Origin of the sequence: Streptosporangium sp. NPDC049644 (assembly GCF_040675205.1) — a bacterium.
GTDB classification, from domain to species: domain Bacteria; phylum Actinomycetota; class Actinomycetes; order Streptosporangiales; family Streptosporangiaceae; genus Streptosporangium; species Streptosporangium fukuiense.
This window is the reverse complement of the sequence record NZ_JBFAOJ010000050.1, coordinates 47,975-67,433: the sequence shown is the minus strand read 5'-3', so window position 1 is coordinate 67,433 and position 19,459 is coordinate 47,975. Positions and strand designations below refer to the sequence as shown.

13 protein-coding genes are annotated in these 19,459 nt (G+C 70.3%); 5 read left to right on the top strand and 8 right to left on the bottom strand.

Annotation, left to right across the window (positions count from 1 at the left end; genetic code table 11):
* Window positions 1–353: 353 nt before the first annotated feature.
* Complete coding sequence (gene corA, locus AB0J58_RS25935) at window positions 354–1,472, top strand: magnesium/cobalt transporter CorA (RefSeq protein ID WP_364219917.1); 1,119 nt, start codon at window positions 354–356, stop codon at window positions 1,470–1,472.
* A 9-nt stretch (window positions 1,473–1,481) separates the two neighbouring features.
* On the opposite strand, the gene AB0J58_RS25930 is transcribed toward corA, so the two are convergent.
* The 4 genes from AB0J58_RS25930 to fbaA form a co-directional block, all read right to left on the bottom strand.
* The gene (locus AB0J58_RS25930) at window positions 1,482–2,408 is read right to left on the bottom strand and encodes a glycerophosphodiester phosphodiesterase family protein (protein ID WP_364219914.1); all 927 of its coding nucleotides are present in this window, start codon (window positions 2,406–2,408) and stop codon (window positions 1,482–1,484) included.
* Window positions 2,409–2,597: 189 nt separating this feature from the next.
* On the bottom strand, window positions 2,598–3,881 hold the full coding sequence (locus tag AB0J58_RS25925; RefSeq protein ID WP_364219911.1) for an adenylosuccinate synthase: 1,284 nt from the start codon (window positions 3,879–3,881) through the stop codon (window positions 2,598–2,600).
* Between the two features lie 152 nt (window positions 3,882–4,033).
* Window positions 4,034–4,453, bottom strand: coding sequence for a DUF3151 domain-containing protein (locus tag AB0J58_RS25920; RefSeq protein WP_030916144.1), 420 nt, complete (start codon window positions 4,451–4,453; stop codon window positions 4,034–4,036).
* A 169-nt stretch (window positions 4,454–4,622) separates the two neighbouring features.
* Window positions 4,623–5,645 (bottom strand): class II fructose-bisphosphate aldolase, encoded by a 1,023-nt coding sequence (fbaA, locus tag AB0J58_RS25915; protein WP_364219908.1) that lies wholly within the window; start codon window positions 5,643–5,645, stop codon window positions 4,623–4,625.
* 332 nt (window positions 5,646–5,977) lie between these two features.
* Between fbaA and AB0J58_RS25910 the strand changes: the two genes are divergently transcribed.
* The gene (locus AB0J58_RS25910; protein ID WP_364219905.1) at window positions 5,978–6,406 is read left to right on the top strand and encodes a hypothetical protein; all 429 of its coding nucleotides are present in this window, start codon (window positions 5,978–5,980) and stop codon (window positions 6,404–6,406) included.
* A 115-nt stretch (window positions 6,407–6,521) separates the two neighbouring features.
* Here AB0J58_RS25910 and pyrE read toward each other — a convergent pair whose 3' ends face one another.
* A complete protein-coding gene (pyrE, locus tag AB0J58_RS25905; RefSeq protein WP_364219902.1) occupies window positions 6,522–7,058 on the bottom strand; it encodes an orotate phosphoribosyltransferase in 537 nt (178 codons plus the stop codon).
* A 159-nt stretch (window positions 7,059–7,217) separates the two neighbouring features.
* Between pyrE and AB0J58_RS25900 the strand changes: the two genes are divergently transcribed.
* Window positions 7,218–9,560 carry a zf-HC2 domain-containing protein gene (locus AB0J58_RS25900; RefSeq protein WP_364219899.1) on the top strand — a complete coding sequence of 781 codons (2,343 nt, stop codon included), beginning with the start codon at window positions 7,218–7,220 and terminating at the stop codon, window positions 9,558–9,560.
* A 274-nt stretch (window positions 9,561–9,834) separates the two neighbouring features.
* Window positions 9,835–11,049 carry an NYN domain-containing protein gene (locus AB0J58_RS25895; RefSeq protein WP_364219896.1) on the top strand — a complete coding sequence of 405 codons (1,215 nt, stop codon included), beginning with the start codon at window positions 9,835–9,837 and terminating at the stop codon, window positions 11,047–11,049.
* A 21-nt stretch (window positions 11,050–11,070) separates the two neighbouring features.
* On the opposite strand, the gene AB0J58_RS25890 is transcribed toward AB0J58_RS25895, so the two are convergent.
* Both AB0J58_RS25890 and AB0J58_RS25885 read right to left on the bottom strand, forming a co-directional pair.
* Window positions 11,071–11,703 carry a response regulator gene (locus tag AB0J58_RS25890; RefSeq protein ID WP_343961657.1) on the bottom strand — a complete coding sequence of 211 codons (633 nt, stop codon included), beginning with the start codon at window positions 11,701–11,703 and terminating at the stop codon, window positions 11,071–11,073.
* 3 nt (window positions 11,704–11,706) lie between these two features.
* Window positions 11,707–15,885, bottom strand: coding sequence for a HAMP domain-containing protein (locus AB0J58_RS25885; RefSeq protein WP_364219893.1), 4,179 nt, complete (start codon window positions 15,883–15,885; stop codon window positions 11,707–11,709).
* A 210-nt stretch (window positions 15,886–16,095) separates the two neighbouring features.
* On the opposite strand from AB0J58_RS25885, the gene AB0J58_RS25880 reads away from it, so the two are divergent.
* The gene (locus tag AB0J58_RS25880) at window positions 16,096–17,544 is read left to right on the top strand and encodes a PP2C family protein-serine/threonine phosphatase (protein WP_343961659.1); all 1,449 of its coding nucleotides are present in this window, start codon (window positions 16,096–16,098) and stop codon (window positions 17,542–17,544) included.
* 51 nt (window positions 17,545–17,595) lie between these two features.
* On the opposite strand, the gene AB0J58_RS25875 is transcribed toward AB0J58_RS25880, so the two are convergent.
* Window positions 17,596–19,362: a prolyl oligopeptidase family serine peptidase gene (locus AB0J58_RS25875; protein WP_364219890.1), complete on the bottom strand. Its 1,767-nt coding sequence runs from the start codon at window positions 19,360–19,362 to the stop codon at window positions 17,596–17,598.
* Window positions 19,363–19,459 lie beyond the last annotated feature (97 nt).

Genomic DNA, 19,459 nt, shown 5'->3' with positions numbered 1-19,459 from the left:
CTGTGGATAACCCTGGGGGTTCGGGAGGTGTCGATACGCATGAGAGGTACCGGTAAACAGGGTGTGAATTTTGTCAGGTTGTGCATGATCGATGCTTGAACCTGGGAGTAAGCTGAGAGCCATCTCCCCGTTCGTGTTAAGTTTTGAGTTGCTTTGCGTGTCCCTTGCTGATTGGAGGTGGTTCGGGATGTCCTCTGGCGATCCCAGCAGTACGTGCTCGCGCACGCCTGCTGTGCGCACCCTCGACCACCCCATCTCGGTGCCCGACCGGCACCGCACGCATCGCCGCCTCCCCTTGTGGTGACAGCGCATCGCGTGCGGAATCCCGCCAGGTTGGGCGGGAAAGGCTCGCCATGCGCTCCTCGCTCCTTTTTCCCCGTATCAAGCACGCCCGTACGATCCGTGCCCCGCACGCGCCCGCCATCTCGCTCGGTGCGCGGATGAGCGGTGTCTGTGTCCCGCCGAGCGACTCGCTCGTCGAGTACGCCGCCTACATCGACGGCAAGAAGATCGAGGCCCTGGGCATCCCCGACGCCCTGGAGCTCGTCCGCGCGCACAACGCGTCCGTGGAAGGGAACAACGCCTTCGTCTGGGTCGGCCTGCACGAGCCCGACGCCCCCGAGGTCGAGTGGCTGGCGGAGGTCTTCGCCCTGCACCCGCTCGCCGTCGAGGACGCCGTCAAGGCTCACCAGCGACCCAAGGTCGAGCGCTACGGCGACTCGTTGTTCGTGGTCCTGAAGACCGTCGCCTACCTCGACCACGACGTGCTGACCGCGACCAGCGAGATCATCGGCACCGGAGAGATCATGGTGTTCGTCGGCACCGACTTCGTGGTGACCGTGCGGCACGGCCGGCACTGCCCGCTCTCGGAAGTGCGGGAGCGCCTCGAGGACAAGCCCAAGCTGCTCAGCCGGGGCCCCACCGGCGTGCTGCACGCGATCGCCGACCACGTCGTCGACAAGTACCTCACCGTGGCCGACCGGATGCAGACCGAGCTGGAGGACGTCGAGGCGATGGTCTTCGCGGACGTCAGCGCCCGCGACATCGGCCGGATCTACAACCTCAAGCGCGAGATGATCGAGATGAAGCGGTCCGTCACACCGCTCCAGGCGCCGATGTCCACACTGGCCCAGCGCCGGATGATCCCCTCCGAGATGCGCGAGTACTTCCGTGACGTCGTCGACCACCTGGCCCGCGTCTGCGAGCAGGTCGAATCGTCCAACGAGCTCTGCAACTCCATACTGCAGGCGGCGCTCGCCCGTTCCAACGCGCTCGCCAACGAGGACATGCGGAAGATCTCCTCGTGGGTCGCCATCATGGCCGTCCCCACGATGATCGCCGGCATCTACGGCATGAACTTCGAGCACATGCCCGAGCTCGACTCCGTCTTCGGCTACCCGCTGGTGCTCGGCGTGATGGTCATCGCCTGCACGCTGCTCTACCGCGGCTTCCGCCGCAACGGCTGGATGTGATCCGATCCCTCAGGCGCTCACCGGGCGGGCGGGGGTGACCGGCTTCGGGACACGCATGCCCCGCCCGGCCCACAGGGCGATCATCCGGTCGGGATAGTCGGTGACGATCGCGGCCGCCCCGAGATCGAGCAGCTCGGCCGCCCGCCCGGGGTCGTTGACGGTCCACACGGCCAGCGGCAGGTCGGCCTTCTCCGCTCGCCGGGCGAGCTCGGGGTCGACCATCACATGCTCGGGGGAGAGCGTGGTGCCTCCGGCCTCGGCGGCGGCGGCCGGGATGTCGCCGCCGAAGTCCTCCAGACGGAGGCCGTCGAGCCAGGCGCTGTCCATGGTGGCACGTTCGATCAGGGCGTACCGCCCGGTCGCGGGGGCCAGGGAGCGGGCGATCCGCAGGACGCGCCAGTCGAAGCTGAGGATGGCCGCCCGGTCGAGCCTGCGGTGCCGGCCGAGCTCGGCGACCACCATCTCGGTGAACTCACCGACCTCGGCGCTCAGGTCGGGCCTGGTCGGGTCCGACTTGAGCTCCACGTGCACCCGCACCCCGTCGGCTCCGTAGGCGTCCATCAGCCCCAGCACGGAACCCAGGGTCGGCATCCGGGTGTTCGGCACCGGCAGCTGGGTCGGGACGAAACGGTCTTCGGGGTGGCGCGGCACCCGTACTCCGCACTCCAGCGTGCGCAACTGCGCCAGCGTGAGCTCGCCGACGGGCCTGCCCACGTACGGGAAGGCGGGATCGCCGTGGAAGGCGGGCCGGACGTCGGTACTGGTCACAGCGGACACGGTGAGGTCGTGTGTGAGCACCAGCCGCCGATCGGCGGTCAGTGCGACGTCGAGCTCCAGTGCGTCGACGCCCAGCTCCAGGGCGTGGGCGAAACCGGGCAGGGTGTTCTCGGGACGGAGCCCACGGGCCCCACGGTGACCGTGAATCTCGGCATGCACACAGGGACCTTATCCATCTCGCGTACCGATCCCCCATTACGGCTCGCGCCTCGGCGACGCCGGGCATGGGCCGTACCGGTCGAAACCATGCCCTTGGCACTTTCGCCCGCCGCGGTGGCCGCCGCCCACCGCGCTCGTGCGGCGTCACCCGGCCGGTCCCCGCCGCGGCGGGGACCGGCCGGAACGGACCTAGATCAGCGGGTGGATCTGGAGCGTCTCGGTGCGGCCGGGGCCGACGCCGATCGCGGAGATCCTGGAGCCGCTCATCCGCTCCAGGGCCTTCACGTACGCCTGCGCGTTGGCGGGCAGCTCCTCGAAGCTCCTGACGCCGGTGATGTCCTCCTGCCAGCCGGGGAACTCCTCGTACACCGGCTTGGCGTGGTGGAAGTCGGTCTGGGTCATCGGGATCTCGTCATACCGGACCCCGTCGACCTCGTAGGCGACGCAGACGGGAATCCTCTCCAGGCCGGACAGCACGTCCAGCTTGGTGAGGAAGTAGTCGGTGACACCGTTGATACGGGTGGCGTACCGGGCGATGACCGCGTCGAACCAGCCGCAGCGGCGGTTGCGGCCGGTGGTCACCCCGTACTCGCCGCCGGTGGTGCGCAGCCAGTCGCCCATCTCGTCGTCGAGTTCGGTCGGGAACGGACCCGAGCCGACGCGGGTGGTGTACGCCTTCAGGATGCCGATCACGCGGGTGAGCCGGGTCGGCGGGATGCCGGAACCCGAGCAGGCGCCGCCGCTCGTCGGGGAGGAGGAGGTGACGAACGGGTAGGTGCCGTGGTCGATGTCGAGCAGGTTGCCCTGCCCGCCTTCGAGCAGCACGACCTTGCCCTCGTCCAGGGCCCTGCTGAGGATCAGCGAGGTGTCGGCGATGTGCGGCTTGAGGCGCTCGGCGTAGCCGAGATACTCGTCCAGGACCTTGTTCGCGTCGATCACCCGACGGTTGTAGATCTTGGTGAGGATCTGGTTCTTCTCGCCCAGCGCGACCTCGATCTTCTTCTGCAGGATGCCCGGGTCCAGCAGGTCCTGGACCCGCACGCCCATCCGGTAGATCTTGTCGCCGTACGCGGGGCCGATGCCGCGCCCGGTCGTGCCGATCTTGGCCTTGCCGAGGTAGCGCTCGGTGACCTTGTCGAGGGCCTTGTGGTGAGGCATGATCAGGTGCGCGTTGGCGGAGATCAGCAGCCGCTCGGAGGAGACCCCCCGGGCCTCGAGCCCGTCGATCTCGCTCAGCAGCACGCCCGGGTCGATGACGACACCGTTGCCGATCACGGGGATGACGTTCGGTGAGAGCACTCCCGTCGGCAGCAGGTGCAGTGCGTACTTCTGGTCGCCGATGACGACCGTGTGGCCCGCGTTGTTGCCTCCCTGGTATCTGACGACGTAGTCGACCTGATCGCCAAGTAGGTCGGTCGCCTTACCCTTGCCCTCATCGCCCCACTGGGCACCAACGAGAACGACAGCCGGCATTGTGATTCTCCCACCGCAAAAACGAAAACCCCTGGCGCAATCGCTACAGGGGCTCTTGCGTGGTGAGAATACCCGACGGCGTCCGAAATGGGGATCTCCCACCTCGGGGCGAGAGATCCCACGGGCAGATCAAGGGGCTGATCAGGGCCGGATCAGCGGCCGGTCAGCTCCTTGGACGCCTCGGCGCTGGAGTCCTTGAGGAACTGGAAGCACCGCTCGGCCTCCTCCTTCTCCCCGATGCTCTGGGCGGCGCGGGCCAGTGCGTGCAGGCACCTCAGGAACCCCTGGTTGGGCAGATGCTCCCAGGGAATCGGGCCGTGTCCCTTCCAGCCCGCCCTGCGGAGCTGGTCCAGGCCCCGGTGGTAGCCGGTGCGGGCGAAGGCGTACGACGTCACGGCGTGTCCCGCCGCGAAGTACTCGTCCGCGAGTGCCGCCCAGGCGGTCGGGTAGGCGGGGAAACGCGCGGCGACGTCGGACGGTTGGGCGCCGGATTCCAGCGCCTGTCGAGCTTCAGGCAGGTCCGGGAGCAGGGTGGGCGGCGGGCCGGCGAGAAGGTTCTCGTGCGATTCCATAGCGACAGTCCTATCTGGTGAACCCCCGCCAGGCCAAGATCGGCTCCCGGGGATTTTCAGGAAGCCGATCTCGTGACCTGACGGGGACCCTCCGAACATTGACCGGTTCTACCCGGACCAAGACGCTTTCCCTACCGAGAATTCCCGGCCCGTGTCGGCCACCGGGGCATCAGGAGATCTTGGTGCCCGCCGACTTGAGGTGCTGGGCGGCCTCGACGATCCGCGCCGCCATCGAGGTCTCGGCGGCCTTGCCGTACGAGCGCGGGTCGTACACCTTCTTGTTGCCGACGTCGCCGTCGACCTTGAGCACGCCGTCGTAGTTCCTGAACATGTGGTCGACGATCGGGCGGGTGAAGGCGTACTGCGTGTCGGTGTCGATGTTCATCTTCACCACGCCGTAGGCGATGGACTCGTGGATCTCCTCGAGCAGCGAGCCCGAGCCGCCGTGGAAGACCAGGTCGAACGGCTTCTCCTTGCCGTACTTGGCGCCCACCGCGTCCTGGATCTCCTTGAGCACGCTCGGCCGCAGCTTGACGTGGCCGGGCTTGTAGACGCCGTGCACGTTGCCGAAGGTCGCGGCGAGCATGTAGCGGCCGCGCTCGCCCAGGCCCAGGGCCTCGGCGGTCGCGAGGGCGTCATCGGGGGTGGTGTAGAGCTTCTCGTTGATCTCGCCGACGACGCCGTCCTCCTCGCCGCCGACGACGCCGATCTCCACCTCAAGAACGATCTTCGCGCGGGCGGTCTTCTCCAGGAGCTCCCTGGCGATGTCCAGGTTCTCCTCCAGCGGCACGGCGGAGCCGTCCCACATGTGCGACTGGAAGAGGGGGTCCTCACCCCTGGCCACCCGCTCAAGGGAGATGTCGAGCAGCGGGCGCACGAAACCGGCCAGCTTGTCCTTGGGGCAGTGGTCGGTGTGCAGGGCGATCGTCACGGGGTAGTTGGCCGCGACGACACGGGCGTACTCCGCCAGCGCCACCGAGCCGGACACCATGTTCTTGACCGTGGTACCGGAGAGGAAGTCGGCGCCGCCGGTCGACACCTGGACGATGCCGTCGCTTTCCGCCTCGGCGAACCCCCTGAGCGCGGCGTTGAGGGTCTGTGACGAGGTCACGTTGATGGCCGGGTAGGCGAAACCTCCCGCCTTGGCCCGGTCGAGCATCTCGGCGTAGACCTCTGGGGTCGCGATGGGCATCGTGTCATCTCCTGGAGACGGCTGTGGGCAGCTGGCACGGGGCTATGAGGACATCGCCCATGGGCCAGTATTCCGGGTTCCTTCCCAACCGGATAGCTCCGCCACCACTTCGGGGCGTACGGATGTGTCCTCGGCATGGTTTCGGTGCCCACCGGTGGGAGATCTCCGGAGGACTCCTGGGGCTCGCCGGTACGGGATCTCCAGTATGACCTGGTTGGTTGTAGGGGATCTTCTAGGATTCCGGGGCTTCGAGGCTGATACACCGGGTCTGTCGTGAAATATCCTCACGAACCGCTAATCTCCACAGTGTGGGACGCCACAGGTCTGACCCTATGGGTATCGCCCGCCTGGTCCTCGCCGGACTGGCGGCGCTGGCGCTCGTCGTCCTGATCGTGGTCGGGATCCTCTCGCTGATCGGCAGTCTCGGCTCCGGCGCCGAGCCGGACCCGTCGGCCGCACCGGCCACCGGCACGTCCCAGGCGGACGTCTCTCCGAGCGCCTCCGCCTCCGCCGAGCGGGTGCCGACGGTTCTCGTCGAGTGCCTGCGGGAGCACTGCCCCACGGTCTTCCTGAAGGTCACCGGGGGTGATGTGCTGCTCGACCGGGAGATGGCCGAGGGCGAGCAGTTCCAGTCCTTCGACCCCAAGGTCGACGTCGTGCTGGCCGACTCCGCCGCGGTCCGGGTCCAGGTGAACGGGGTCGTCCGTGCTCCTGGCGAGGCGGGGGAACGCCAGGAGTTCACGGTCTCCCGAAACCGGTAGTGCCCCGTGGATCCTCGCCGTGGCGAGGATCGGCAGGACGGCACCTCGCCAGGCGTGCCGCGGTGACCGAAACCGGGCCTTCCCGCGGCAGGCCCGCCGGGCACCGGTCGATCCGCTACTCCAGGCCGAGGTCGGCCAGGGTGTAGGCGGTCCGGTACGGCAGCCCGGCGTCGGCGATCGCCCGGGAGGCTCCCCGGTCCACGATCGTGGCGACCGCCACGACCTCGGCACCCGCAGCCCGCAACGCCTCCACCGCGGTCAGCGGGGATCCGCCGGTCGTGGAGGTGTCCTCCACCGCCAGCACCCTCCGCCCCGCCACGTCCGGCCCCTCGATCCGGCGCTGCATGCCATGGGCCTTCTGTGCCTTGCGCACCACGAACGCGTCGAGCGTCCTGCCCCGCGCGGCCGCCGCGTGCAGCATGGCGGTCGCCACCGGGTCGGCGCCCAGCGTCAGCCCGCCGACCGCCTCGTAGCCGAGATCCTCGGTGAGGTCCAGCATGACCCGCCCCACCAGCGGCGCCGCCTGCCCGTCGAGGGTCACCCGGCGCATGTCCACGTAGAAGTCGGCCTCTCTGCCCGAGGACAACACGACCTTGCCGTGCACCACACCCTTGCCCTTGATCTCTGCCAGCAGGTTCTCGCGATCGCTCATGGCACCAAGGTTAGGGCGGTCCGGAAGGCGGCCCGATCCGGGGCCACCGGGGAGCGGCGCCGATCCGGCCGCCGGATGGCAAAAGTGCGATCCGGGTTTACGCGCGGCGCGGACTGCGGGATCATCCGGCAGGCAACTCCGGGTAATGGCGAGGTCACAATGAGTGCGAAAACATCTCAAGGCGATGCCGAACTGCTGGCCGCCGCCAGGAACGGCGACGTGGCCGCCTACCGAGTGCTCCAGCAGCGGCACGCTCCCGCGGCGTACGCGCTGGCCCGCCTGCTCCTCGGTGCCGAGAGCAGGGGCGAGAGCGGTGCCGAGAGCAGGGTCGAGGGCGTCGTCGAGGAGACGTTCGCGGCGGTCCACCAGGTGATCGACCAGGGAGACGGCCCGGAGCAGGCGTTCCGCGTCCACCTGCTCACCGCCCTCCGCCGTACCGTCGGCGACACCGCGGGCGCGGCGGGTCTGGAGGGCTCGCCGGTGGCCAGGGCCTTTTCGTCCATGCCGGAGAGGTGGCAGCTCGTCCTGTGGCACGCCGAGGTCGAGAGGGCCAGGCCCGACGACACCGGACTCCTGCTCGGCCTGACGGTGAACGGCGCGGCCGCGCTCGCCTACCGGGCGCGGGAGGGGATGCGCCAGGCGTGCCTGCGCATTCATCTGGCCGAGACGACCGCGCCCGAGTGCCGGCCCGCACTGGCCAGGCTGGGTCACCACATCCGTGGCGGCCTGACCAGGGAACAGGGCAGGATCGTGGACGAGCATCTGGAGGGCTGCTCGGGCTGTCGCGCGGTGCTCACGGAGCTGACCGGCATCGGCCGGAGCATCCGATCCGTCATCGGCCCGCTCATAGTCGGTCCCGTGTTCCCCGCCTACCTGGCGGCGCTCGGCAGGATGGGCGTCACGACGGGGGGCGGACTGCCCGGCCGCTGGCGGCGGGCTCCCCGATCCGTGCGACGCGCCGTCGTGGCCGGTGCGGTCACCACCGCGGTCGCGACGGCGGCCGCGCTCGTGCTGGTATCGGGCTCGGAGCCCGCGCCCCCGCCGAGCGCGGCCTCCGAGCCGATCGTCATGGCCCCGGCGCTCCCAGGCGTCGTACCGACGCCCTCCGGGCCGCCGAAGGCGTCCGGAGGTGAGAGCGGCGGGGCCGGCGCCGGCGAGCCGGCCGGGACCGGGCCGGGGCCGACGGGAACGGGGCAGGACGACCGGACGGGTTCCTGGCTCGCGCCCCGCCTGGTGGCCAGGATCGACGCGCTCGGTGCCCTGATCAGGTCCGAGGCCGGCATCGTGGCGGTGCGGCTGCGCAACGCGGGTCGTGGGCAGAGCGAGGAGGTCGTCGCCTACGTCGGGCTGCCGCGAGGCGTGACGCTGCCCTCCGGATCCCGCGGGGGACACTCCGTCGGTGCCGTCACGCCGGTCGGCACGGTCGACGGCTGGTCCTGCCGGGCGTGGCGGAGAGGTGCCCGGTGCGTCCGCGGCCCGCTGCCGGCGGGCCGGGCCACAGCGGTCTTCCTGAGAGTCCTGGTGTCGGACGACGCGGCCTACGGGGCGGTGCCCTCGGTCACGGTCTCCACGGCGGGGACGCGGGTGACCGCCAGGTCGCGCGGCGGCGTACGGGCGGAGGGCGCTCCGGCGCGGTTCGCCACCGACGGCCGGGTGGCCGTCTCCGCGATCGGCAACACCCTGCTGAGCTGCGCGCCCTCGGAGCCCGGGTGCGAGGCGGCCCGCTCGGGGCAGGGCGGCCGGCGCGACAACAACAGCTGGGAGATGCGTCCCCTCGATCGTGACGGGGATCCGTCGACGAGCTCCTCGAGCGCCGCCCGGCTCGTGCTGCCGGCGGCCGGCAAGGTGGTCTGGGCGGGGCTCTACTGGTCGGCGAGCGCGCCCCCCAGCGGGCGGATCAAGCTCAAGGTGCCGGGGGAGACGGAGTACCGGCAGGTCAGGGCCGCGCGGGTGGTGGAGCGAGAGCTGCCCGTGGGGCGGGGCTACCAGGCGTTCGCCGATGTGACGCGGCTGCTGGGCAGGGTACGCGGGACGTACTGGGTGGCCGACGCCTCGACGAGGCCGGGCGTCTCGCGCCATGCCGGGTGGAGCCTGGTGATCATCGTGGCCGACCCGCGCAGACCGTACAGCCAGACCGTCGTGGTCGACACCGCGACGGTGCTGGAGCGGGGGCGTCGTTCGATGCGGATACCGCTCGGGGGTCTGACGCCCGCCGGCGCGCCCGCGAAGGTGGCTCTGGTGACCTGGGAGGGTGACGCGGGCGTCGTGGGTGATCGGGTGAGGCTCGCCGGCCGGACCCTCAGGCCCGCCGGAGGGGGACGGGACCCGCGCAATCCCTTCGACGGATCCGCCACCGGGGCGAGGGGCGCCCGCGCGACCTTCGGCACGGACGTGGACCGCTTCCGGGCACGCCTCGGCCGCGCTCCGGTGCTGGAACTCAGCACGCACCAGGACGTCCTGCTTTTCGGTGCGGCGGCGGTGAGCGTGCGGGCCGTCTCGTAGGCGCCTTCGAGAAGGCCGGCCCTCCGTACGGCGGACGCGGTGCGGGACCTCGGAGACGGATGGCGTATAGCACCCTGCGGAGGGGGTTGACGAACGGGACAAACTGGTACGGTCTGCGTAAACGGTCCGGCGTATGGTCGAGCGCGGGTGGAATCGTCGGGATTCACCCTCGGACGGTCAGCCGCTTGATTACCCTGAGGAAGGGCCGTCTGTCTGGGCTCTTTCGGGCTTGTCTGAGCCAGAGGATCGGGCCACGTAGGAAGGGCGGTGTCAGGTGGATCGTTGCGCGCTGTTCGTGGACGCCGGTTACCTGCTGTCCGACGGCGCGATGGCGGTGCACGGAACCCGCCACCGCGAGGCGGTCTCCTGGGATTACCCGGGGCTGCTCCAACTGCTCGACAAGCTGTCGAGAGAGCGTACCGGCCTGCCGCTGCTCCGCTGTTACTGGTACGAGGCGACGGTGGAGGGGCGGCGCACTCCCGAGCACGACACGCTGGCCGACATCCCCGGCCTCAAGCTCCGCCTGTCGCGCATCCGCCCCGGGCGCCGCGAGGGCGTCGACGCCCAGGTTCACCGTGACCTGATGACGCTGGCCCGCAACGGCGCGGTCTGCGACGCGGTCGTGGTCAGTGGCGACGAGGACCTGGCGCAGGTCGTCTGCGACGCCCAGGATCTCGGTATCCGGGTCACCGTGGTGCACGTCAGCGCCGACGGCAGCTGGGCCGTCTCCCGCACGCTCCGCCAGGAGTGCGACGACCTGATCGAGGTCGGTGCCGGCCAGTTGCGGCCGCACGTCAGCCTGATCGGCGACGAGGCGCCTCCCCTGGCGGCCAACGGCCGCCAGCACGGTACCAACGGCCACCCCGTCGCGACCCGCGGCGGCAACGGCCCCCCGGTGGCCGGCCCGGCCACCAGCCCGGTCCCCGCGGTCCAGGCATCCCGCGCGGCGCATGCCCAGCACGCGCTGCCCTCCGCCTATCCGAGCTACCCCCAGGAGTCCCCGGCGACCCCGGTCACACCGGCCGCCCCGGCCGCCTCGCCCCCCCCGGCACCGCCGCTCTCGCCCGCTCCCACGCCGTCGCACGCGGCCGCCAACGGCTCGACCGGCCCGCTGCCGTCCGCCCCGCAGTACTCGCTGGGCAACACCGGCGGCATGCCGAGTCACCAGGCGTCGCAGATGGGCGCCTACACCGGCCCTCAGCCGGCCCCCGTGCCGACGCAGAGCACCGGGAACGGTGCCGCGACGACCCTCTCCGACGCGGTGAAGGCCGCGCACAAGGAAGGCCACGACTTCGGCGAGTCCGTCGCCAAGGACGCCCCCGCCCTGTGGCTGGAGGCGGTTCTCGCCCGTAAGCCCCGGATGCCCTCAGACCTGGAGGCACGGCTGCTCCAGGGCTCCTCGCTGCCGATCGACTTCCTCCTGCACGACGAGGTCCGCCACGCCCTGCGCCGCGGCTTCTGGGACGCCCTGGAGCGCGCCCGCCGCTGAGGTTCGCGCTCCGCCGCCCGGTCAGGTGAGGGCGTCGAAGCCGGCGCGCAGGTGGCTGAGGCGGCTGGTCAGGTCGGATATCGGGCCTACCAGGCCGGGGGAGCCGTTCTTGCGCGCCAGCTCGGTGACCCGGGCGAGCTCGTTCTCGACCGCGGTCAGGCGCTTGGACAGCTCGGGCAGCACGGTCGCCTGCTCGTCCGCCTCGCCGGGCGGTAGCTCGGCGGAGAGGCGGTCGCGGAGCATGGCGGCCTGCTCGGCCATCCTGCGGTTCATGTTGTAGAGCTCCACGAACACCGCGACCTTGGCCCGGAGCACCCACGGGTCGAAAGGCTTGGTGAGGTAGTCGACGGCGCCCGCCGCGTAGCTGCGGAAGGCGTAGTCGGGCGCGCTGTCGACCACGGTGAGGAAGATGATCGGGATGTTACGGGTGCGCTCGCGACGCTTGATGTGGGCCGCCGTCTCGAACCCGTCCATGCCCGGCATCCGGACATCGAGCAGGATCAGCGCGAACTCCGTGCCGAGCAGGGCTTTCAGCGCCTCCTCCCCGGACTTCGCCCGGACCGGTACCAGATCGAGTGAGCTGAGGATGGCTTCCAGCGCGATCAGATTCTCCTCCCGGTCGTCCACCAGGAGGATCTTGGCTCTGTCAGGCATCGATCACACGCCTTCGTCGGAGTCACCGGTCGGCTTGCCCCTGGTCAGCCAGCCGCGTAGCCGTTCCAGCAGGCGGTCGACGTCTACGGGCTTGGGCACGTAGTCGGAGGCGCCGGATGCGATGCTCTTCTCCCGGTCGCCTCGCATGACCTTAGCGGTCAGCGCGATGATCGGCAGGTCCGCGAACTGGGGCATCCGGCGGATCGCCGAGGTGGTGGCCCAGCCGTCCATCTCCGGCATCATGATGTCCATCAGGACGAGGGCGACGTCCTCGTTACGTTCCAACTGCTCGATGCCCTCGCGGCCGTTCTCCGCGTAGATCACCGTGGAACCGTAGCGTTCGAGCACGCTGGTCAGTGCGAACACGTTGCGGATGTCGTCGTCCACGATCAGGATCTTCGCCCCGGTCAGCGGGTCTTCGCCCTTCCACGGCTTGCCCTCGCCCTGCGGGGGGAAGTGCGGCAGGGGCATGTCGTCGCCCCGCGCCAGCTCCGGCAGGTCGTCGGAGCCTTCGAGCACGCCGATGAGCGCCGGGTTGCGGGGGGAGGAACTGGGGGCGCTCGCCCCGCCGTCACGTGAGGCCAGCGGGCCGCCGTAGGACGGTGGCAGGTAGAGGGTGAAGGTGCTGCCCTCGCCGACCTTGCTGATCACGTGGATCTCGCCGCCGAGCAGGCGGGCGATCTCGCGGCAGATGGACAGGCCCAGACCCGTCCCGCCGTACTTCCGGCTGGTGGTGCCGTCGGCCTGGCGGAACGCCTCGAAGATGACCTCCAGCTTGTCCGACGCGATCCCGATGCCGGTGTCGACCACCTCGAAGGCCAGGATGCCGTCGGCACCGCGCAGGGTGTCGTCCACGAAGGCGACGGAGCGACCGGCGTGGATCACGCGCAGCCGTACCTCACCCTTGGGGGTGAACTTGATCGCGTTGGAGAGCAGGTTGCGCAGCACCTGCTGGAGGCGCTGCTCGTCGGTGCGGAGTTCCTGCGGTATCGACGGGTCGACCTCGACGGTGAACGACAGGCCCTTGTCCTGGGCCAGCGGGGCGAAGGTGGCCTCGAAGTAGTCGACGAGCTTGGGCAGGGAGATCTGCTGGGGATGGATGTCCATCCGCCCCGCCTCGACCTTCGACAGGTCGAGGATGTCGTTGATCAGTTGGAGCAGGGCCGACCCGGCGCCGTGGATCGTCCTGGCGAACTCCACCTGCTGGGCGGTGAGGTTGCCGTCGGCGTTCTCGGTGAGCAGCTTGGCCAGCACGAGGAGGCTGTTCAGCGGGGTGCGCAGCTCGTGGGACATGTTGGCGAGGAACTCGGACTTGTAGCGCGAGGAGACCGCGAGCTGCTCGGCGCGCTCCTCCAGCGTGCGCCGGGCCTGCTCGATCTGGAAGTTCTGGATCTCGATGGCCCGGTTCTGCTTGGCCAGCAGCGCCGCCTTGTCCTCCAGTTCGGCGTTGGAGCGGCGCAGCTCCTCCTGCTGGCGCTGGAGCTCGTCGGAACGCTCCCGCAGCTCGGTGGTGAGACGCTGCGACTCGGTCAGCAGGTCCTCGGTACGGGAGTTGGCGATGATCGTGTTCATCGTGACACCGATGGTCTCGACGAGCTGGTTCAGGAAGTCGTGGTGGATCTCGCTGAACTCGCTGAACGAGGCCAGCTCCAGCACGCCGAGCACCTGGGTCTCGAACAGTACCGGCAGCACGACGATCTGTGCGGGCGTGGAGGTGCTGAGACCGCTGTCGACGGTCAGGTAGCGGGCGGGCACGTTGCCGAGGATGATCCCCCTGCCCTCCAGCGCGGCCTGGCCCACGATGCCCTCGCCGGTGGCGAACCGCTGCCGGGGGCCGCTGCCGGAGCGTACGCCGTATCCGGCGATGAGGTGCAGGTCGTGGTCGCCGGTGGGTTCGGCGAGGTAGAAGGCGCCGTAGTGGGCCGACACCAGCGGGGTCAGCTCGCTCATGATGAGCTTGGCGACCTCCATCAGGTCGCGATGGCCCTGCATGAGGCGGGAGATCCTGGCCAGGTTGGACTTCAGCCAGTCCTGTTCCTGGTTGGCGGTGGTGGTGTCGCGCAGCACCGCCACCATCATGTTGATGTTGTCCTTCAGCTCGCCGATCTCGCCTTCGGCGTCGACGGTGATGGAGCGGGTCAGGTCGCCGGTGGCGACGGCGGTGGTGACCTCGGCGATGGCACGCACCTGGGTGGTGAGACGCGCGGCGAGTTCGTTGACGTTCTCGGTGAGGCGCTTCCAGATGCCCTCGGCGCCTTCGACCCGGGCCTGGCCGCCGAGCTGGCCTTCGGAGCCGACCTCGCGGGCGACGCGGGTGACCTCGGAGGCGAAGGAGGAGAGCTGGTCGACCATGGTGTTGATGGTGGTCTTCAGGGCGAGGATCTCGCCCTGGGCGTTCACGTCGATCTTGCGGGTCAGGTTGCCGGACGCGACGGCGGTGGTGACCTCGGCGATGTTGCGGACCTGGTAGGTCAGGTTGTTGGCCATGGAGTTGACGTTGTCGGTGAGGTCCTTCCAGACGCCGGAGACGCCGCGGACCCGGGCCTGGCCGCCGAGCTGGCCCTCGGTGCCGACCTCGCGGGCGACGCGGGTGACCTCGTCGGCGAACATCGACAGCTGGTCGACCATGGTGTTGAGGGTGTCCTTGAGTTGGAGGATCTCCCCCTGGGCGTCCGCGGTGATCTTCTTGGACAGGTTGCCCTGGGCCACCGCCGTGGACACCGCGGCGATCTGACGCACCTGGGTGGTCAGGTTGTTGGCCATCACGTTGACGTTGTCGGTGAGGTCCTTCCAGGTGCCGGAGACACCGGGCACCTGCGCCTGGCCGCCGAGCTGGCCCTCCGACCCGACCTCGCGGGCGACCCGGCTCACCTCGGAGGCGAAGGAGGAGAGCTGGTCGACCATGGTGTTGATGGTGGTCTTCAGGGCGAGGATCTCGCCCTGGGCGTTCACGTCGATCTTGCGGGTCAGGTCGCCGTTGGCGACGGCGGTGGTGACCTCGGCGATGTTGCGGACCTGGTAGGTCAGGTTGTTGGCCATGGAGTTGACGTTGTCGGTGAGGTCCTTCCAGACGCCGGAGACGCCGCGGACCCGGGCCTGGCCGCCGAGCTGGCCCTCGGTGCCGACCTCGCGGGCGACGCGGGTGACCTCGTCGGCGAACATCGACAGCTGGTCGACCATGGTGTTGAGGGTGTCCTTGAGTTGGAGGATCTCCCCCTGGGCGTCCGCGGTGATCTTCTTGGACAGGTCGCCCTGGGCCACCGCCGTGGACACCGCGGCGATCGCCCGGACCTGGGTGGTCAGGTTTCCCGCCATCACGTTGACATTGTCGGTGAGGTCCTTCCAGACGCCGGAGACGCCGCGCACCTGCGCCTGGCCGCCGAGCTGGCCCTCGGTGCCGACCTCGCGGGCGACGCGGGTGACCTCCTCGGCGAACGCCAGCAGCTGGTCGACCATGGTGTTGACGGTGTTCTTCAGCTCGAACATCTCGCCGACCGCGTCGACGGTGACCTTGCGGCTAAGGTCGCCCCGTGCGACTCCGGTGGTCACCGCCGCGATGTCGCGGACCTGCGCCGAGACGCGGCTGGACATGGTGTTGACGGCCTCGGTGAGGTCGCGCCAGCTCCCCGCCATCCCGCGCACCTGCGCCTGGCCGCCGAGCTGGCCCTCGGTGCCGACCTCGCGGGCGACGCGGGTGACCTCGGAGGTGAACAGCGACAGCTGGTCGACCATGCCGTTGATCGCCTTGCCGAGGCGGCGCACCTCACCTCTGGCAGCGCGGTCGAGGTCGATCCGGCGGGACAGGTCGCCCTTGGCCACCGCGTCGATCACGTCCGCCGCTCCGCTGACCGGGCCGACGAGCGCGTCGATCAGCGAGTTGACCGAATCGACGCTCTCGGCCCACGAGCCGACTCCGGGACCCGGGGTGAGACGCTCGGCGAAGCGGCCCTCCTTCACCACCTCACGGCGGACCCTGTGCAGTTCGTTGGCCAGATGCTCGCGGCGGTCGGCCACCTCGTTGAGCAGCAGCCGGATCTCGCTGAGGATTCCCGGCGGGGCGTGCGGCACCCGGCGGCGGAAATCGCCGTCGCGCCAGGTGATGAGTGTCTGCAGGATCGGTCGTAGGTCCGATTCGCTGTAACGTCGCTCCTCGACGTCGGGCACGGTGTTGACCGTGGTCATATGACCTCCTTGACTCCCGGGGGCGCAGCCGTGAGTCACCCCAGTCTGTCACGGTGCGCAATGTGTAGTCCCACCTTCGATTCACCCCATGTCAACGAGAAGTGTGGTAGTCACGGAATAGTGACCAGTGCTCCTCGCGCCGTTCTGGCGGCGACTTTCACCCCGGGACACACGGCTGTCCCCGCCGTCAGGCGGTTCACCGTGGAGGTGATGACCGCCTGGGCGGCCGTCTCCGTGCTCGCGGCCGCCGAGCGGCTGGCGGCCGAGCTTTCCTCGCAGGTGGGAGACGCCCCCTTCGAGGTCGTCTGGAACCACCTGGGCGACGGGCTGCAGATCGAGGTACGCCAGCAATGGGCCCCCGAACCGAGCCCCTCCGCCCCGTCCGTACCGGTGGAGGAGTGGGGTGTCACCTTCGCCGGTCAGCAGCGCACGCACTGGGCCAGGCTCCGGCTGCCCGGTTCCTCCGGGCGGCCGTCCTCGGAGTGGACCGCCGAGGAGCCCAGCCGCGGGCCGATCTGGATGGGTTTTCTCGCCGACGCCAGCGACCTGCTGGCGGGCACCCTCGATCCCGACATGGTGCCCGCGATCATCTCGCAGATCGTGGTGCCGAGGCTGGCCACCTGGTGCGCCGTCTACACATGGAGCAACGGCGGCGGCCCGCAGCGTCCAGCCTACCTCTGGCACACCGATGAGCGGCGCATCGACGAGCTCCGGGAGGAACTCGCCGCCGTCCAGATCCCGCAGGCCGGTGGTTCCATGCAGCTCGCCGACTCGCAGGTGCTGGTCATCCCGCTTCTCGCACGTGGGCGCACGCTGGGCGCGATGTGCCTTGGACGCCCCGACCGGTTCACCGAGGACGTGCTCCAGTACGCCGAGGACATCGGCCGCCGCGCCGCCCTCGCCCTGGACAACGCCCTGCTGTACGCCACTCAGGCGGCGGCCAACCGGGCGCTCCAGCGCAGCCTGCTCCCTCCCGACGAGCCCGGCGAGATCCCCGGCCTCGATCCCGCGGTGGTCTACGAGCCCGCAGGGGAGACCAACGAGGTCGGCGGCGACTTCTACGACCTGTTCGCGGCCGGCGGCAAATCCTGGCGGTTCGCGGTGGGCGACGTCTGCGGGACCGGCCCGGAGGCCGCCGCGGTCACCGGCCTGGCCCGCCACACCCTGCGCCTGCTCGCCCGGGAGGGGTACGGTGTGGCCGCCGTCCTCGACCGCCTCAACCAGGCCATCCTCGAGGAGGGCGACCGTGCCCGGTTCCTGACGCTGCTGCACGGGGAGATCACGCCCGGGCCGAGCGGTCTGAACGTGTCGATGGTCTCCGCCGGCCACCCGGAGGCGCTGCGGTTGCGGCCCAGCGGCGTCGTGGAGACGGTGGTGACCTCCCAGTCGCTGCTCGGCGTCTTCCCCGAGGCGACCTTCAAGGCGGAGGTCGTCCACCTCGACCCCGGCGACGTGCTCCTCGCGGTGACCGACGGGGTCACCGAGCGCCGCAGGGACGGGCGGCTGCTCGACGACGACGCGGGTCTGGCCAAGCTGCTCGCCGAGTGCGTGGGCCTGTCGGCGCGGGCGGTCGCCGAGCGGATCCGCCGCGCCGTCCAGGACTTCGCCCCCGAGCCGAGCGCCGACGACATGGCGATCGTGGTGCTGCGAGCACGCTGACAGGGCCCTCGCCACTGGATCCGCGCCACGGCGGGACCCGCCGGGCAGGGGCTAGACGTCGGTCTTCACGTGTCTGCGGGCGAAGTCCAGCTGCGCCGACATCTGCGCGATGCGCTCGGAGACGACCAGTGAGCCGTGGCCCGCGTCGTACCGGTAGACCTCGTGCTCGTGGCCGCGCCCGGCGAGCCTGGCCACGTACGCCTCGATCTGCCCGATCGGGCAGCGCGGATCGTTCTCTCCGGCGAGGATCAGCAGCGGCGCCTCGACCTGGTCGACGTAGGTGATCGGGGAACTGCCCGCGTATCGCTCGGGCTGTTCCTCCGGTGAGCCGCCGAGCAACGCGCGGTGGTAGGAGCGCAGCGCCTCCGCCTCCTCCGCGTAGGCGGCCGAGTGGTCGGCGATCGGCACCGTGGCGATGCCCGCCGCCCACATCTTGGGCTGGGTGCCCAGGCCGAGCAGCGTGAGGTAGCCGCCCCAGGAGGCGCCGGACAGCACCAGCCGGTCGGGGTCGCAGACGCCGCGGTCGACCAGGGTGTCCCTGACGGCGGTCACGTCGGCCAGCTCGATGTGCCCGACGTCGCCGCTGAGGGCGTTCCGCCAGTTCGAGCCGTACCCGGTGGAGCCCCGGTAGTTGACCCTTACCACCGCGAAGCCGAGGTCCACCCAGGCGGCCACCTGCGGCACGAAGGAGTCGTCGTCCTGCGAGGTGGGTCCGCCGTGCAGCAGGAAGACGGTGGGGAAGGGGCCGGAGCCGCGCTCGGGGCGCGAGACCAGGGCGTGGATGCGGCCGCCGGGTCCCTCCACGTCCACGTCCTCGACCGGGACCGACGGTGGCGAGGTGGGGCCGCCGTGGCTCATCACCATGTGGCCGTTGGTCGACCGGATCAGCGGTGGGTGTGCCCCGCTGGACCAGGCGTACTCGACGGAGCCGTCGGGGCGGGGCGCGGCGGCGTCGATCACGCCGTGCTGGGTCTCGATCGGGAAGAAGCCGCCCCCGGGAAGGTCGTAGCGGCTCAGGTGGGTGCGGCCGCGGTGACCCCGCACGACGAGCAGCGAACGGCCGTCGCCGTACCAGTCGGCGGTGATCTCCCCCGGGTCGCGCAACCAGATCTCCCGCTGGTCGCCGGTCTCGGGATCCCAGACGAGGGGTTCGCGGCGGCCCCTGCGCTCGTGCAGGGTGAGCAGCCTGCGATCTCCGGACAGCGGTGCGAAGCGCAGGCCGGAAACCGCCTTGCCGGGACCGTCGTACAGGTCGCCGACGACCTGGCCGTGGCGCCGGAGCACGCGCAGCGCGGGGTGCCGGGCGTCGCCGTGCTCGCTGTGGCTGATCGCGATCAGTGAGCCGTCCAGGGAGACGGCGGAGACGGAGGCGGCCTCGGCGTGCTCGTAGATCGTCCGAGCGGGCTCACCCGGCCTGACGAGGTGGATGGTGAAGCTGCGGCCGGGCCTGGCCATGCCGACGACCGCCTCACCGGTCGCCGAGAGCCCGAGGCCGCAGGGGAAACCGGGGTCGAGGTCGATCGGCTCGTCGGGGCCACCGTAGAAGGGCTGGCGCATCCACCGGCCCCACTCGTCGCCGTCGGTGTCGTCGAACCACCAGATCCACTGCCCGGTGGGGTCGAGCGCGCCGTGTGAGGTGCCCTTGGGACGTGAGGTCACCTGGCGGGTCGAGCCGCCCGCGCGGTCCCAGGCGTAGACCTCCCACGCCCCCGAGGCGTTACTGCGGTAGACGGACCGGCTGGGAGCCCGGACCGCCCACACAGGCAGCGTCGCGCGCGGCGCGCGGAACCTGGCCTGCCAGCGTTCCTCCGCCTTCATAGGGCGCTTCCCTCCGTCAAGGCGTCAGCTTCACGCGTTCAGTCGCGGGCTCGCCGGATTGCGGTCCAGTATGTCGTCTTCATCGGGTAATTGCTTG